At 66.6% G+C, this 15,107-nt stretch carries 11 protein-coding genes and 1 riboswitch; of the genes, 4 read left to right on the top strand and 7 right to left on the bottom strand.

The window, feature by feature from the left end; translation table 11 throughout:
* Window positions 1-9: 9 nt before the first annotated feature.
* Window positions 10-101: riboswitch (SAM riboswitch) on the bottom strand.
* 125 nt (window positions 102-226) lie between these two features.
* A complete protein-coding gene (locus tag WFK36_RS19110) occupies window positions 227-3,973 on the bottom strand; it encodes an nSTAND1 domain-containing NTPase (RefSeq protein ID WP_336793574.1) in 3,747 nt (1,248 codons plus the stop codon).
* Between the two features lie 194 nt (window positions 3,974-4,167).
* On the opposite strand from WFK36_RS19110, the gene WFK36_RS19105 reads away from it, so the two are divergent.
* The gene (locus WFK36_RS19105) at window positions 4,168-4,332 is read left to right on the top strand and encodes a hypothetical protein (RefSeq protein WP_008377176.1); all 165 of its coding nucleotides are present in this window, start codon (window positions 4,168-4,170) and stop codon (window positions 4,330-4,332) included.
* A gap of 110 nt (window positions 4,333-4,442) precedes the next feature.
* On the opposite strand, the gene WFK36_RS19100 is transcribed toward WFK36_RS19105, so the two are convergent.
* The gene (locus WFK36_RS19100; RefSeq protein ID WP_040519546.1) at window positions 4,443-4,766 is read right to left on the bottom strand and encodes an ArsR/SmtB family transcription factor; all 324 of its coding nucleotides are present in this window, start codon (window positions 4,764-4,766) and stop codon (window positions 4,443-4,445) included.
* Window positions 4,767-4,857: 91 nt separating this feature from the next.
* Between WFK36_RS19100 and WFK36_RS19095 the strand changes: the two genes are divergently transcribed.
* On the top strand, window positions 4,858-6,072 hold the full coding sequence (locus WFK36_RS19095; RefSeq protein WP_008377174.1) for an MFS transporter: 1,215 nt from the start codon (window positions 4,858-4,860) through the stop codon (window positions 6,070-6,072).
* Window positions 6,073-6,133: 61 nt separating this feature from the next.
* On the opposite strand, the gene WFK36_RS19090 is transcribed toward WFK36_RS19095, so the two are convergent.
* The 4 genes from WFK36_RS19090 to WFK36_RS19075 form a co-directional block, all read right to left on the bottom strand.
* On the bottom strand, window positions 6,134-6,646 hold the full coding sequence (locus tag WFK36_RS19090) for a glycine cleavage system transcriptional repressor (RefSeq protein ID WP_336793572.1): 513 nt from the start codon (window positions 6,644-6,646) through the stop codon (window positions 6,134-6,136).
* Between the two features lie 110 nt (window positions 6,647-6,756).
* A complete protein-coding gene (locus tag WFK36_RS19085) occupies window positions 6,757-7,533 on the bottom strand; it encodes an SDR family NAD(P)-dependent oxidoreductase (RefSeq protein ID WP_040519586.1) in 777 nt (258 codons plus the stop codon).
* A gap of 63 nt (window positions 7,534-7,596) precedes the next feature.
* Window positions 7,597-9,273 (bottom strand): VanW family protein, encoded by a 1,677-nt coding sequence (locus WFK36_RS19080; protein ID WP_336793570.1) that lies wholly within the window; start codon window positions 9,271-9,273, stop codon window positions 7,597-7,599.
* 210 nt (window positions 9,274-9,483) lie between these two features.
* Complete coding sequence (locus WFK36_RS19075; RefSeq protein WP_040519545.1) at window positions 9,484-10,818, bottom strand: acetyl-CoA C-acetyltransferase; 1,335 nt, start codon at window positions 10,816-10,818, stop codon at window positions 9,484-9,486.
* Between the two features lie 155 nt (window positions 10,819-10,973).
* Here WFK36_RS19075 and WFK36_RS19070 point away from each other — a divergent pair, with 155 nt between their 5' ends.
* Window positions 10,974-12,335: a 3-oxoacyl-ACP reductase gene (locus WFK36_RS19070; RefSeq protein ID WP_336793568.1), complete on the top strand. Its 1,362-nt coding sequence runs from the start codon at window positions 10,974-10,976 to the stop codon at window positions 12,333-12,335.
* Window positions 12,335-13,216 (top strand): MaoC/PaaZ C-terminal domain-containing protein, encoded by an 882-nt coding sequence (locus tag WFK36_RS19065; RefSeq protein WP_336793567.1) that lies wholly within the window; start codon window positions 12,335-12,337, stop codon window positions 13,214-13,216. Before WFK36_RS19070 ends, WFK36_RS19065 begins: the two co-directional genes overlap by 1 nt.
* A 59-nt stretch (window positions 13,217-13,275) precedes the next feature.
* On the opposite strand, the gene ctaD is transcribed toward WFK36_RS19065, so the two are convergent.
* Entirely contained in the window at window positions 13,276-14,976 is a 1,701-nt protein-coding gene (ctaD, locus tag WFK36_RS19060) for an aa3-type cytochrome oxidase subunit I (protein ID WP_419717514.1), read from the bottom strand.
* Between the last annotated feature and the right edge of the window lie 131 nt (window positions 14,977-15,107).

Raw genomic sequence — 15,107 nt, 5'->3', positions numbered from 1 at the left:
CGTCGAGATCGTTCATCGTCTCTGGCATTAGCACCTAGTGGGTGGTCCCACCGGTTGCTGCGGCGTCAAAGAGCCAGTCTCTCAGCCGCTCGTGATGAATTCTGTGCTGGTCAGAACGTAAGCGGCACAATCAATTGCGGCAATCGCACCGACGCGTGAACTGACGCGGATCCGCAGGTGAGGACCAATTAATCAGGGCGGGCCGAACGACACCTCGGCGTGCGGATCAACAGGCGTCGTCGCCCTCGGCGACACGATGTCGGTCCGCTTCCTGCGCGTTCAGGGGCGCGGTGACGGCGCAGATCCAGTCGCGCCCGTCGGAGGGATCGAGCGACTGGGCGTACAGCAGACCCGTGGTCTCACCGGCGGTGAGGAAGAACCCGGGTGCTCCCGCGGTGACGGCCGGGAACCGCCACCGCGCAGTCGGCGCCCGCGATCCACCGAACACCGGGGTCACCACCCTGCGGTCGGATAGGCCGCCGTCGTCGCCGATCCGATAGGCCACCACGCTCCGCGCACCGGTCCCCATCAGGAGCGTGTCCCCTCCCATGACCGACAGGAGGTCTGGATCGTCGACGTCGATGCGCGTCAGGAGAGACCCGTCGTCGAGACTCCACTGTGTCAGGGTGTCCGCGGCAACGAGGATCGACTGACCCATCGGATCGAACACGACGTCACTCGCCGCGGTGCCGACCGCGATCGTGCGCAGTCGTTCGCGCGTTGCGACGTCGTACACGTAGACGTGCCGGTCGTCCGAGGTGATCGCGACACGAGTGCCGGCGGCATCGACGGCGATGGCCGTGATCAGGTCGATCGGACCGCCCACCGGGTCGCCGATCATCGTCGGCGCGGCGGCATCGGTCACATCCCACATCGCGATCTCCGTGTCGGATGATCCCCCGACCAGCACATGACGGCCGGGGATGAAGTCGATGACGGCCGTGTACCGCGTGTCGGTCGGTATCCGCGAAGCGAACCGCGGTCGGTCCGGCTCACTGATGTCCCACAGCTCGATCGATCCACCGTTGTTGTTGGCCGTCGCGACCAGCTTCCCGTCGTCGCTCATCGCGACACTCGGCCGGTCGTTGACGCGCCGCTCGATGCCGACGGAGCCGCGCATGCGCCACATCGCGTCGCGCCGAGTCCAGACGTTGAGGCGCGTGTCGCTGCCCACTGTCGCGACGACGTCACCGCTTCGACTCTGCGCGATACCCGAGACCACCGCCGCCCGATCGGGGGCGGCCTGAGCCGGGATTCGCCATACGTCGATCCCGCCGTCCGACCGGCCGACCGAGAGCTCACCGCCGCGCGGGTTGAAACCGACGCTGAATGTGCGGATCGAACCGCGTGCGGCGGACCGTTGCAGGTCCCATACGATGGGCGGCGACGTCGTCGACGCGACGTTCCACACGTGGACCACACCGTCGACTCCAGCGAGAGCGATGAGAGGCGACGTCGGATCGGCGGCCATCGACCACGAGCCCGCGGTCACGCCCGACAGCCCCGAGTTCTCCATCCGAGGGGCCGCCGGATCGGCGACGTTCCACAAGGTCATCGTCGGACTGTCCCCTGACACGGCGAGCACGTCGCGTCCGGGCAGAAACGCCATCGAGTGTGTGATGCTCGGGAATCCGCGTATCGGTTCGCCCGCCGAGACGACGTCGTCGCCGGTCACCCGCCACAGGTGCACCGTCTGATCGTCGCCTCCGGAGGCCAGGAGGCGGCTCGTGGAGTCGAAGGCGACCGCACGGACCGGACCGCTGTGGCTCGCAAGCTCGATGGGCGCGCGAGGCGCCGACACCGCGTCGGCGATGCGATAGACCGCGACGGTCCCGTCGTCAGACGTGGTGGCGAGCCACCTGCCGTCCGGGCTGAACCGAGTGAGGTACGACGTCCCACTGCCCGCCCGCAGTTCTGCGACCTTGCGCGGCTCGGCCGGATCCGCGACGTTCCACAGTCTCACCGCGCCGTCTCCACTCGATGCGGCGAGCAGCGGCAGCGTCGGGGAGAAGGTCACCGAGGTGGCGAAGTTGTCGAATCCGCCGAGCACCGCGGTCTGCACGAAGGGCGCTGCACCGTCGGGCGTACGTCGCCAGATCCGCACGCTGCGGTCGTTGCTCGACGATGCGAGCAGTGAACCGTCCGGTGAGTACGCGACGTCGTACACGGGCGCGCTGTGGCCTTCGAGGGTGACCGCGAGCGGCGTTGACGCCGCGGAGGTGAGCAGGGCGTGGATGGCCGGATCGTCGGGGAACCTGCGGTCCGCGGCGAGGGCGAGTCGCGCCGCCGTCGACGGGTCGGACGACACAAGCCCGTCGATGTCGGACAGCAACGCGTTGTGCTCCGCGTAGTTGCGCTGCTTCTCCAGGTCGCCTGCCTGCCGGTTGACCGTGACGGCCGCGATGCCCGCGACCAACGCGAGGATCGCGATGAGCGCCACCGCGCCGATCTGGAGACTCTTGAGGCGACGCCGACGACGGACCGACGCGTCGATGAAGTCGAGGCCGCTTGGCGGCAGCACATCCAACCGGAGTTCGCCGAGTCTCTCGACGTTCTCGAGGGATTCGACGAGGCGTCCTCCCGAATACAGGAGGTCGGCGTCTCGGTTGTCGTCTGCCCACCTCGCGGCGTCGTCGGCCAGTCGCTGACTCCAGCGAAGCATGTCCGCGTCGTCCGAGACCCACGTGGCCAGGCGAGGCCACGCTGTGAGAACCGCATCGTGGATGAACGTCACTGAGGTGCCCGCGGTGATCAGACGCGCATCGGCGAACACGTCGACGATCCGATCGGCACTGTCCGGAAAGCGCCGCCGGAGGTCGGCGAGATCGGCCCACGCGCGCAAGGGCACCCCCCGTGGACCGAACTGCACCAGCGACAGGAGAAGCGCGCGGGCCGCGTCGTGATCCTGCGGCGCGATCGTCGTCCACGCGTCCTCCGCGGTGTCCGCGATGGCCGAGGTGATGCCGCCCAGTTTGCGATAGGTGGCGACCGTGATCAAAGTGCCCGACCGCATGGCCCACAGCCGCTCGAGGGTGTGCGCCAACAACGGCAGTCGGCCTGCGTGGTCGTCCGTCTCGGTGGTGTCGTGCAAGTCGCGCACGAGAAGCTCGGCGAGACCGGGGTCGATACGTCCGCCTGCGAGTCGGATCGGTTCGCGGATCACCTGGTCGAGTTGGGCCGACGTCATCTCGCCGATGATCACCGACCGGTGCTGCCACGCCTCCGCGAGGAAGCCGATGTCGAGACAAGCGTCGAAGAAGTCGGCGCGGATGCCGAGAATCAATGTGGTGTTCGTGGCCAACCGTTGCACGGCGGCCATCACGTCGTCGCGCACCGACTGCTCGAGTGCGAAGACCCCCTCGAATTGATCGATCACCGCCAACGCGGAGAGCTCGGCCCGATCGATCTGCAGTCCGTCGTCTCCGATCGCCAGCCGGGTCGGCCGGTTCCACGGTTCCGGCGCTGCGGCGAGTCCTGCTCGCAGAACGGATGACTTCCCCGCTCCGGACACACCGGTCACGATCACGATGCGTGGACCGTCCGACGACGCGACTGCCTCCAACTGCTCGACCAACGCAGCCACCACCGACGTCCGGCCGAAGAACACGTCCGTGTCTGCCTCAGTCATCGGAGCGAGACCGCGGAACGGGGCGCTCGTCGGAGTCTGCGGAGTCGTCAGCACCGTGGACCCGCTCTGCGCCGCCGCCCAGAGTTCACGCCACGCGGGCAGCGGCAGCACGTCTCGCGCCCCGGCGTCGATCGCCCGGAAAGTCAACCACGCGACCAACGGCTCGACGACCGCGTAGTCGCGGGGGATGTGGCGGCCGTTCCGCCAATCGCTCACCCGTTGCCGGGACAGGGAAGGACCGTTCTTCGATGCTGCCTTCGCGGCCGCTTCGAGTGTTGGTCGGCCTGCTTGAGCGAACAGCGTGCGCAGCGCGGCACCAAATGCGTCTGACTGCGTCGAGGTCACTCGCTCAGCCTAGTTGGAGACCGCGCGAGGACCCTCATTTGTCCGGACCGGACAAATGAAAACATGGCCTGACCTGCCACGACACCGGGAGGAATTGCCGAGTGTTCGCCACGGGCCTCGAGTGCGCCCTAGTGTCGTCTGTGTCGGTCGACGACCGCCGAACGCCACGTACACCAGCCTTGAGGACCACCACGATGACCAGAAGCCTGCAGCTCTCACTGCTCAAGCTCGCTGCCGTAATCGTGATGGCGATAGCGCTGGTGATTCTGGTGGTGACGGGTCCGGCGCTGGAGGGAGACGCCGGACACTCGTCTGGATCGACACAAGACTCGGTGAGGCCCAACGGGAGCCTGGGCTGACCCGACGCTGACGCTGCCGTCATCATCCAACGGGGGGATGGTGACGGCAGCGTCGTCTCCAGAGTCGGGGTCGGGAACGCCGTTCTGGTTCGAGTGCGTCGTGGACGCTGTCAGTCGGCGCCGCGATCGACGTCGGCGGCCGACAGGACTGCTGTGAGCAGTCCCGGGAACGCAGCCTCGACGTCGTCCGACCGCAAGGAGTATCGAGCACTCTGCCCGGCGGCTCGGCGCTGCAGCACTCCCGCCTCCCGAAGGATCTTGAAGTGATGGCTCGCGGTCGCCTTGGTGACCGTGTCGTAGAGCTCCGAGCACGACAGCGAATCGACATGCTGCAGGCGACGCGCCATCTCCAAGCGCACCGGGTCGGCGAGAGCGGACAGCACGGCGTGCAGATCGGCGACCGGCTCGGCCGTCGCGGTGTCACTGCTCGTCATTGTCGACTCCCCAGAAATTAGTTTGATGAACATCGAACACTCGTATAGTCTCGAACCGTTCGATAATCGTCAAACATACTCGGAGGTCGCCATGACTGCCACTGTCACCGGGACGGGCGTTCCTTCGCCGTCGACAACGGTTCATCCGCAGCGTTGGTCGTTCGCCCTCCTCCTCGCACTCCTGGCTCTCGCGCTCGGCGTCTCCGGATTGCCGTCGCCGCTGTACCCGATCTACCAACAGGAGTGGCACCTCAGCCCGGTGTCGATCACCATCGTGTTCGCCGTCTACGCGATCGGCGCTCTCGGCTCGGCGCTCACCGTCGGACCTATCTCGGATGCCGTCGGGCGCAAGCCGGTTCTGATCACCGCGCTCCTCGCGATCCTGGGCGGCCTCGGACTGTTCTTGATCGCGACCTCGGAATGGCAGTTGATCGTCGCGCGCTTCCTGCACGGCGGCGCCATCGGAGCCATCACGGTTGTCGCAGGCGCTGCACTGCTCGACGTCCGTCCGCACGGCGGCGCCCGGAACGGCATGCTCAGCGGCGTCGCCTTGAACGTGGGCATCGCGATCACTGTCTTCGGCGCGGCCGCAGCGGCCCAGTGGGCGGCCAACCCGCTGCGCATCCCGTTCGCGATCGTCGGTGTTGTGGTGGCAGTGATGCTGGTGGCCGTCATCGTCCTCATCGAACCGCACACCGAGAAGACCGGTGCCCGCATCCGGATCCAGAAACCGTCCGTGCCCACTCCCATGCTCGCCGACTTCTGGTTCTCCGGCATCGGCATCCTCAGTGCGTGGTCGGTGCTCGGCGTGTTCCTCAGCCTCTACCCCGCCCTGACTCAGCATTCGACCGGGCACACGTCGATCATCTTCGTCGGGATCGTGGTCGCCGTGATGGCCGCGGCATCTGCCGTCTCCCAGTGGGTCGGTGGCCGATTCGACCCCCGCACGTCCGCGGTCGTCGGGCACATCGGCATGATCGTGTCGCTCGGCGGCGCAGTATGGGCTCTGAACACCGGTTCCACGGCGTTTGTGCTGGTCGACTCGATCGCTCTCGGAGTGGCCTTCGGCCTCGCGTTCGGCGGGTCACTCAGGCACCTCAACGACGTGACACCGGCAGATGCTCGCGGCCGCGTGATGAGCGCGTACTACCTGCTCGGATATCTCGCGATGGGTATTCCCACGGTGATCGCGGGCGCGCTCGCGTCCCAGTACGGCACTGCCGAAGTGTTCCCCTGGTTCGCCGGAGCCATCTCGGTCGCCTGCCTCGGCGCGGCCGTCATGGGCACGCTCGGCGCGCGCCGCTAGCACTTTCGACAACTTCGGCACTCTCTGCCGCGCTATGCGCGGTGGAAAGTGCCGAAGTTGTTCAGTTGAGTTCCAGGTCGACGAGGAGTTCGGCAGCGATCCGTTCGAGGTCGGCACGAACGGCGTCGAGCGCCACGCTCGGCGGCACCATCACGTGGAGTTCGGCCTCGAAGAGCATCCCGCCCGCCATCGGCGCCTCGCGCGTGCCGGTGGTCATGTTCTCGATGGTCACCCCGCTGGCGCCGAGTGCGGCGGACAGCTCCTGCACGATGCCCGTGCGGTCGTTGCCGAGCACGGCGATCGTCAGCGAATCCCAGTCACCGTCTCGCGACGCGGCGACGTCGCCCGAGTGGACGGCCACTTCGAGTAGTCCGTCGAGTCCGGTGACCGCCTCGATCAAGCCGTCAGCCCGGTCGGACGGCACCGCCACCACCACGATGCCGGCGAACTTTCCGGCGAGCTGCGCCAACTGACTGCGCTCCCAGTTTCCGCCATTGGACGCGACCGCATCCGAGAGCGCCGACACCAGACCCGGCCGATCGTCACCGATCACCGACAACACGAGATTCCGCATGACGCAAGACTATCGGCGCAGAATGCAGTTCGTCCGCCAGTTGTGACCACATACGTGACACAACTGGCGGACGAAACTTCTCGACTGCGCTCGAAGAGCAGGAAGGAGTCCTACTTCGGGGGCATCCGGATGCCGCCGTCGACGCGGACGACCTCGGCGTTCATGTACGAGTTGGTGATGAGCTCTTCGACCATCGAGGCCAGCTCGTCCGGCACGCCGAGGCGCTTCGGGAACAGGACGCTCTCACCGAGCTTCGCCTTGAAGGCCTCCGACGCCTCGCCGGTGCCGTAGATCGGGGTGTCGATCAGGCCGGGGGCGATGGTGTTCAGGCGGATGCCGACTGCCGACAGGTCACGCGCGACGGGCAGGGTCATGCCGACGACGCCGCCCTTCGACGACGAGTAGGCGGCCTGGCCGATCTGGCCGTCGAATGCGGCGACCGACGCGAGGTTGACGATGGCGCCGCGCTCGTTCGACGGGCCGGCCTCGTTCCGGCTCATCGCGGTGGCGGTGAGGCGAACGACGTCGAAGGTGCCGATGAGGTTGATGCCGATGACCTTCTTGTACAGCTCGAGGTCGTGGGCCGACGAGTACTCGCCGTCCTTGCCGATAGTGCGCTGCGCCCAGCCGACACCGGCCGAGTTGACGACGGCCTTCAGCGGGCCGAGCTCGAGAGCCTTGGCGATCGCAGCCTCGATCTGCTCGGTGTTGGTGACGTCGACGTTGACGAACGCGCCGCCGATCTCTGCCGCCAGGGCCTCGCCGTCTTCTGCCTTGAGGTCGGCGATGACGACCTTGGCGCCGCGGTTCGCGAGACGACGGGCAGCTGCCGCGCCGATGCCCGACGCGCCGCCGGTAACGATTGCACTTGCTCCAGTGATGTCCATGTTCGCGAGCATAACCAATCGGTGACCCCACCCACAGGCCGGGTGTGGAACACGTTCCACAGATCAACGACAGCGAACGACGGGCTCCGGTGCATATCGGACGGTCCGCGTGTGCCGGTTGATCTCACGTCCGGTCCGGTGATCGCGGATCACGCGAGTGTCGGACGCGGTGAAGCCGGGCAGCCCACTGCTGGCGATGCAGTCGTCGCCACGCGGAACGGTCACCGTCTCCGGCGACGTCGGCAAGGTGCGGTCACCGGTGATCGACTCGACGTCGCGCGTCTTGGTGCTCCACAGTCGGACGGTCACGCTCGACGACGACCACTGCGTCTCGATGAAGACGCCGTACTTGGTGTCGTTCTTGAACTTCAGGTCGATGAGACCCTCGAAGACCGTCGCTTCACGAGCCTCCGGGTACCGCGAGATGTAGTAGGCGTGCTCGGTGTGGTCCACATCCTGCAGGCCGGCGAAGTACGCGGCGTTGTAGAGCGTCGTCGCGAACTGCGAGATGCCGCCTCCGACAGCGGTGGACGGCCTGCCGTGGTCGATGATCCCCGACTCGACATAGCCCTGCGCCGTGCCACGCGGACCGGTGTACCCGTTGAGGGAGAACGTCTTTCCTGGAAGGACGACGGCCCCGTCGACCTTCTCCGCGACTATCCGGATGTTCTCGCCCGACGGACCGCTGAACCCGCCGGTGGTGAACTCGGAGACCATCTCGGTGACACCGAGCCGTTTCGCCGCCGACGTGGTGAGCTTCGGCTTGGAGACCGTGTACTCGACGTCTGTCGACCGGTTGTCGGCGATCGACGCGGACGCGATCGCGTCAGCCGTCTTGGCCCAGTCCACCTTCGCACCTTCGACGGACGGCACCACCTTTGGAGCGCCGCCGACCAGCCGGAACGTCGCGCTGACGGGTTCGCTCTCGGTGCGAGCGGTACGCGCGGACAACACTTTCTCGGCGTCTGCCGCCTTCACATGTGGGACGAGGCCGCCCTTGCCGTCGGCGACGAACGTGACAACCGACCCGAGTTCTCGAGGTGTCAGCATGATGTCCCGTCCCCGACTCTTGAGCCGGAGCGGCGACGCCGTGACCTGCGGCGCGACGTCGGCGACGGTGGCGTCGACGGTGGCCCGGGCGACTGTCGGGGAGAACGGCTCCATCGCGAGGTCGAGCGGGCCGCCCTCCAGCCAGTGCTCTCCGACCGCGATCACTCCGGCGTCTCGGTCGATCCGCATCCCGGTGGCCGGGTAGTCGGCGACCGGACGCAGGCCGTCGAAGTGGACACCGCCCTCAACGGCCGCCTTCTCGAGCGTGGCTCGGCGGGCATCGAGCGCCTTGTCGAACGATGCGCGGTTGATGTCGACGACGGGTGCCACATCACGATGCGCTCCAAAGAGCGCAGCGAGGCGGGTGAACGGATTCGCGGGCTGTTCTTTGAGTCGAGCGAGCGTGCCCTCGACGTCGAAGGAGGCACCCAACTCGGCGGGGTCGATCGCTGCCGAACCCGAGTCCGTGCGGACGGTGATCGGCCCGTGCGCGACAACGGAGATCTGCTGGAGGATCGCCCGGGCCTGGTCGTCCGACTTCCCGCCGAGGTCGAACTCGGCGATCTGCACACCACGAGCTGTCTTGCCGTGGCCGAGGGCGTAGTCGAATGCGAAGACGAGAGCTGTCAGCATGATCGCGGCGAGGAGTCCTCGCGCGATCCATCCCTGTACGCCGACACGGCGCTTCATCGATGAACTCACAACAGTCACGATCTTAGTAATAAGACAGAACTCCGGCTGAACCGCCGGGTCGGGGGTCTGGCGGTTCAGCCGGAGCTATCTGGTCTATAGCTCCAGGCGACCGCGGCGTTACACCGTCGGCGAAGATCTTTCCGATTGGCACGCAAAAGGCCCCGGACCGCTCGTTCACTCGAGGGTCCGAGGCCTGTGCGGGGATTGTCAGCCTTCGACGATCGCGGTGACGCCCTGGCCGCCTGCAGCACAGATGGAGACGAGGGCGCGACCGCCGCCGTTCTCCTTGATCTGCTTCGCGGCCTGCGCGATGATGCGGCCGCCGGTGGCCGCGAACGGGTGACCGGCCGCCAGCGAGGAGCCGTTCACGTTGAGCTTGCTGCGGTCGATGGCGCCGAGCGCCTTGTCGAGGCCGAGGCGCTCGCGGCAGTACTCATCCGACTCCCATGCCTGCAGGGTGCACAGGACGACCGAGGCGAACGCCTCGTGGATCTCGTAGAAGTCGAAGTCCTGCAGGGTGAGGCCGTTGCGCTCGAGCAGACGCGGGACGGCGTAGGTCGGCGCCATGAGCAGACCGTCCGGGCCGTTCACGTAGTCGACGGCCGCGGTCTCGGTGTCGACCAGGTAAGCCAGGACGGGAAGCTTCTTCTCCGCGGCCCACTCGTCGCTCGCCAGCAGCACGGTCGACGCGCCGTCGGTGAGAGGGGTCGAGTTGCCCGCGGTCATCGTCGCGTCGCCGAGACTCACACCGAACGCCGGCTTGAGGGTGGCGAGCTTCTCGACGGTCGATCCGGGACGCAGGTTCTCGTCGCGGGTCAGGCCGTGGAACGGGGTGATCAGGTCGTCGAAGAAGCCGCGATCGTAGGCAGCGGCCATCTTCTGGTGGCTGGCGGCCGCCAACTCGTCCTGGTCGGCGCGGCTGATGCCGAACTCCTTGGCGGTGATCGCGGCGTGCTCGCCCATCGACATACCGGTGCGGGGCTCGCCGTTGCGCGGGATCTCGATGCCGAGCTTGGCGACGAGACCGAGCGCGGCCTTGATGCGGTCCGGGGTGCTCTTGGCGCGGTTCACTTCGAGCATCTGGCGACGCATGTCCTCGGAGACGCCGATCGGGGCGTCGGAGGTGGTGTCGACGCCGCCGCCGACCGCGACGTCGTAGCGACCCGAGGCGATGCCGTCGGCCACGGCGGCGATCGCCTGGAGACCGGTTCCACACGCCTGCTGCAGGTCGAAGGCGGGCGTGTACGGAGACAGGCCCGAACCGAGGACCGACTCGCGGATCAGGTTGAAGTCACGCGAGTGCTTGAGCACGGCGCCGCCGGCAACCATGCCGAGCTGCTCACCCTGCAGGTTGAAACGGCTCACCAGACCCTGGAGTGCTGCGGTGAACATCTCCTGGTTGCTGACTGTCGCGTACGCCTTGTCCTGGCGAGCGAACGGGATGCGGTTGCCGCCGACGATCGCGACGGGACGCAGCTGACGGGTTTCCGGCTTGCGGGGCGTGAACGATGCCACGGGTTCTCCTGAATACTCGGGGACCATTGTTGTCATCATTCTTACTCCAGAGTAAGTTCGATGTCGACCTCGACGGTATGCGGTGAACGTCACAGGTGCTGACCGGTGCACGCAGCGGCCAGACGCACTTATTGTCACCGGCAGACCTCGAATCGACTCTTCGACTACTGAAGGAGCCCGCAGTGGCAGGCAACACCGATCTCTACTCGTCTTTCGTCAACTCCGGCCCCGGCGGATTCATCGCCAGCCGCGTCGGCCTCCCTCAGCCGCCGCACCTGCGCCGCTACTCGCCTTCCGCACCGGCACTCGGCGGCCCCGTGCTCCTCGGCGGACAGGGACGCCTCGTCGAACCGATCCGCGAGATCCTCACCGCCGGTGACGATTACACGCTCGTCGAGAACAACACCGGCGGTCGCAGCGCAGACAAGCTCGGTGCCGCAGTGTTCGACGCCACCGGCATCACCAAGGCCGCCGAGCTCGAGCAGCTCTTCGAGTTCTTCACCCCCGTCATGCGTTCGGCGGGCAACTCCGCACGCTTCGTGGTCATCGGCACCACCCCTGAGCTCACCGCGGGACCCGACGAGCAGATCGCTCAGCGCGCGCTCGAGGGCTTCACCCGCTCGCTCGGCAAGGAGCTCCGCAACGGCGCGACCGCACAGCTCGTCTACGTCTCGCCAAAGGCCAAGACCGGCCTGTCCGGCCTCGAGTCGACCCTGCGCTTCCTGCTGTCGGCCAAGTCCACGTACGTCGACGCCCAGGTGATCCGCGTCGGCGACGCCAACGGCACCAAGGTCGCGAACTGGGACAAGCCGCTCGAGGGCAAGGTCGCCCTCGTCACCGGTGCCGCACGCGGCATCGGCGCGACCATCGCCGAGGTCCTCTCGCGCGACGGCGCCCACGTCATCTGCGCCGACATCCCCGCTGCGGGCGAGGCCCTCTCGGAGACCGCCAATCGTGTCGGCGGCACCGCGCTCCCCCTCGACGTCACCGCAGCCGATGCGGGCGAGAAGGTCGCCGAGCACGTTCTCGAACGCCACGGCGGCCTCGACATCATCGTGAACAACGCGGGCATCACCCGCGACAAGCTGCTCGCCAACATGGACTCGGGCCGCTGGAACTCGGTGATCGGCGTCAACCTGATCGCACCGCAGACCCTCGTCAACGAGCTCGTCGAGCGCGACGCCCTCCGCAAGGGCGGCGCCGTCATCGACGTCTCGTCGATCGCGGGCATCGCGGGCAACCGCGGACAGACCAACTACGGCGCATCGAAGGCAGGCGTCATCGGCCTGGTCGACGCCTACGCCCCGATCCTTGGCAAGAAGGGCATCACCATCAACGCCGTCGCGCCGGGCTTCATCGAGACCGCGATGACCGCCGCCATCCCGCTCGCCACCCGCGAGGTCGGTCGCCGCATGAACTCGCTGCAGCAGGGCGGTCAGACCGTCGACGTCGCAGAGACCGTCGCGTACTTCGCCAACCCGGCCAGCAACGCCGTCACCGGCAACGTGGTCCGCGTCTGCGGTCAGAGCCTCCTGGGCGCCTGATGTCGACAGTCACCTACACGTCCCTGCCTGGACCTGCGCAGATCTACCCGAAAGCCGTTGCAGCGATGCTGCCGGTGATCGGCAAGCCCGCGCGGGTCTCGGCGGACGCCGTGGTCCCCGACACCGTGCACCGCATCGAGAACGTGCGGATCGATCTCGACCAGCTGGCTGACTACTGCCACGCGACCGGGCTTCCGTTCGGCTCGACGGTTCCGGTCACATACCTTTTTGTGCTGCAGTTCCCGTTGGCGATGTCGGCGATGGTGGATCCCAAGTTCCCATTGGGCGCCATCGGTTCGGTGCACATCGAGAACACGATCGAACGGTTCCGCGCGATCGGCGTCGATGAGCCGCTGACCATCGAGACGCATGCGGAGAACTTGCGCGAACATCGCAAGGGACTGCTCGTCGACATGATCTCGGAGTTCTTCGTCGGGCGGGAGCGTGTCGCGCGGCAGACGAGCACCTTCCTCAAACAGCAGCGCACCAGCCTGTCCGGCGGCGAACGCGGACCTGCGCCCAAGGAGACGGCTGCGCCGTCGCCCGATCGAGTGCTGTCGGTGGACCTCGGACTGATCCGCAAGTACGCGGAGGCATCCGGCGACCGAAACCCGATCCACATGGCCGACCTCACCGCCAAGGCGTTCGGGTTCAACCAGGCGATCGCCCACGGTATGTGGACGGCCGCCGCATCGCTGGCGAACATCGAAGGCGCGCTGCCCGGCGCAGTCGTCTACTCGGTGCGCTTCGGCAAGCCGATCCTGTTGCCCGCCAAGGTGAACGCCTACGCGTCACACGCCGACGGCGGCTACGACGTTTCGGTTCTCAACCGCAGGAAGGGCTACCCGCACCTGACGGGAACCGTCCGAGGAATCGGCTGAATCCACGTCCACCCGCGCAACGCGCCTCCCGTTCATCGAGCAGGAGGCGCGTTGTGCGTTCAGCCGTGTCTACGCCCCGCATGGGCCTCCGCCCGCATGCGTTCGACCATGAACGGATAGTGCAGTTCGAAGGCTGGACGTTCCGACCTGATCCGAGGCAGTTCGGTGAAGTTGTGGCGCGGAGGCGGGCACGTCGTCGCCCATTCCAGGGAGTTGCCGAATCCCCAGGGGTCGTCCACGGTCACCACTTCACCGACTCGGCAGGAGACGAAGATGTTCCAGACCACGAACAGCGTGGATATCCCCAGAATCAGCGACCCGATCGACGACACCATGTTGAGCACGGTGAATCCGTCACTCGGCAGGTAGTCGGCGTACCGACGCGGCATGCCGGCATTCCCCAGCCAGTGTTGGACGAGGAACGTCATGTGAAATCCGATGAACATGGTCCAGAAGTGGATCTTGCCGAGACGTTCGTCGAGCATCCGGCCGGTCATCTTCGGGAACCAGAAGTACAGCGCCGCGAAACCAGCGAAGACCACCGATCCGAAGATCGTGTAGTGGAAGTGCGCGACAACGAAGTAGGTGTCGGAGAGGTGGAAGTCCAGCGGCGGGCTGGCCAACAACACACCGGTGAGACCGCCGAACAGGAAGGTGACCATGAAGCCGAGGACGAACAGCATCGGTGTCTCGAACGTCAGGTTGCCGCGCCACATGGTGCCGATCCAGTTGAACATCTTCACGCCCGTCGGGACGGCGATCAAGAAGGTCATGAACGCGAAGAACGGCAGGAGGACTGCGCCGGTGACGTACATGTGGTGTGCCCACACCGCGATCGACAGCGCGGCGATGGACAGCGTCGCGTAGACGAACCCGGAGTACCCGAACAGCGGCTTTCGTGCGAAGACCGGAACGATCTCCGACACCATGCCGAAGAACGGCAGCACGAGGACGTACACCTCCGGGTGCCCGAAGAACCAGAACATGTGCTGCCACATGATCGCCCCGCCGTTCGCCGGATCGAACAGATGCGCGCCGAACTGCCGATCGACTTCCACACCGATCACCGCCGCGGCGAGCAGCGGGAAGATCAGCAGGATCAAGACACTCGTGACGAGGATGTTCCAGGTGAACACCGGCATCCGGAACATCGTCATCCCAGGCGCTCGCAGGCACACGATCGTCGTGATGAAGTTGACCGCCGAGAGGATCGTCCCCATCCCGCCGACCGCCACCCCGATGAACCAGAGGTCGGCGCCGAGGCCGGGTGAATGCGTGACGTCGCCGAGCGGCATGTACGCGGTCCAGCCGAAGTCTGCGGCGCCGCCGGGTGTGAGCAGTCCGAAGGCGACGACCAAGCCGCCGAACAGGAACAGCCAGAATCCGAGCGCGTTGAGCCTGGGGAACGCGACGTCGGGCGCACCGATGTGCAACGGAACGAGGTAATTGGCGAAGCCGAAGGCGAACGGCATCGCGTACAGGAGGAGCATGATGCTGCCGTGCATGGTGAACAGCTGGTTGAACTGCTCGTTCGAGACGAACGACTGACCGGGCATCGCCAGCTCGAGCCGCATCACAAGGGCCATCAGACCACCGACTGCGAAGAACCCTCCCGACGCCCAGAGGTACATCAAGCCGATCATCTTGTGATCGGTCGTCGTCAGCACTCGATACAGCAGAGAGCCCGGCGCACGCCTGGCCCCTGGAGTCGGCCGCACGGCCGCAGCCGGAGCCTTCCGTTCCTCGACGGTGTCTGTCACTTCGTCCCCTTGAACCCGATGGTCGAGCAGAAATCTCGCAGCTCAGACGTTACGAAGGGAAACGACGCGCCCACAGGGCCGCAACGGCCTACTGTCGGGATCGAAAGCCCTTGCGGGCGAGGGGACTTAGG

Source organism: Gordonia malaquae, from assembly GCF_037148075.1.
Classification (GTDB): domain Bacteria; phylum Actinomycetota; class Actinomycetes; order Mycobacteriales; family Mycobacteriaceae; genus Gordonia; species Gordonia malaquae.
Note: the sequence above shows the minus strand (reverse complement) of the source record. Positions and strands in the feature narration are given on the sequence as shown.

Coding starts and splice junctions, on each gene's coding strand:
- WFK36_RS19105 (WP_008377176.1), top strand. CDS start 4,168: ATGACCAGAAGCCTGCAGCTCTCACTGCTCAAGCTCGCTGCCGTAATC.
- WFK36_RS19100 (WP_040519546.1), bottom strand. CDS start 4,766: ATGACGAGCAGTGACACCGCGACGGCCGAGCCGGTCGCCGATCTGCAC.
- WFK36_RS19095 (WP_008377174.1), top strand. CDS start 4,858: ATGACTGCCACTGTCACCGGGACGGGCGTTCCTTCGCCGTCGACAACG.
- WFK36_RS19090 (WP_336793572.1), bottom strand. CDS start 6,646: ATGCGGAATCTCGTGTTGTCGGTGATCGGTGACGATCGGCCGGGTCTG.
- WFK36_RS19085 (WP_040519586.1), bottom strand. CDS start 7,533: ATGGACATCACTGGAGCAAGTGCAATCGTTACCGGCGGCGCGTCGGGC.
- WFK36_RS19080 (WP_336793570.1), bottom strand. CDS start 9,273: ATGAAGCGCCGTGTCGGCGTACAGGGATGGATCGCGCGAGGACTCCTC.
- WFK36_RS19075 (WP_040519545.1), bottom strand. CDS start 10,818: ATGGTCCCCGAGTATTCAGGAGAACCCGTGGCATCGTTCACGCCCCGC.
- WFK36_RS19065 (WP_336793567.1), top strand. CDS start 12,335: ATGTCGACAGTCACCTACACGTCCCTGCCTGGACCTGCGCAGATCTAC.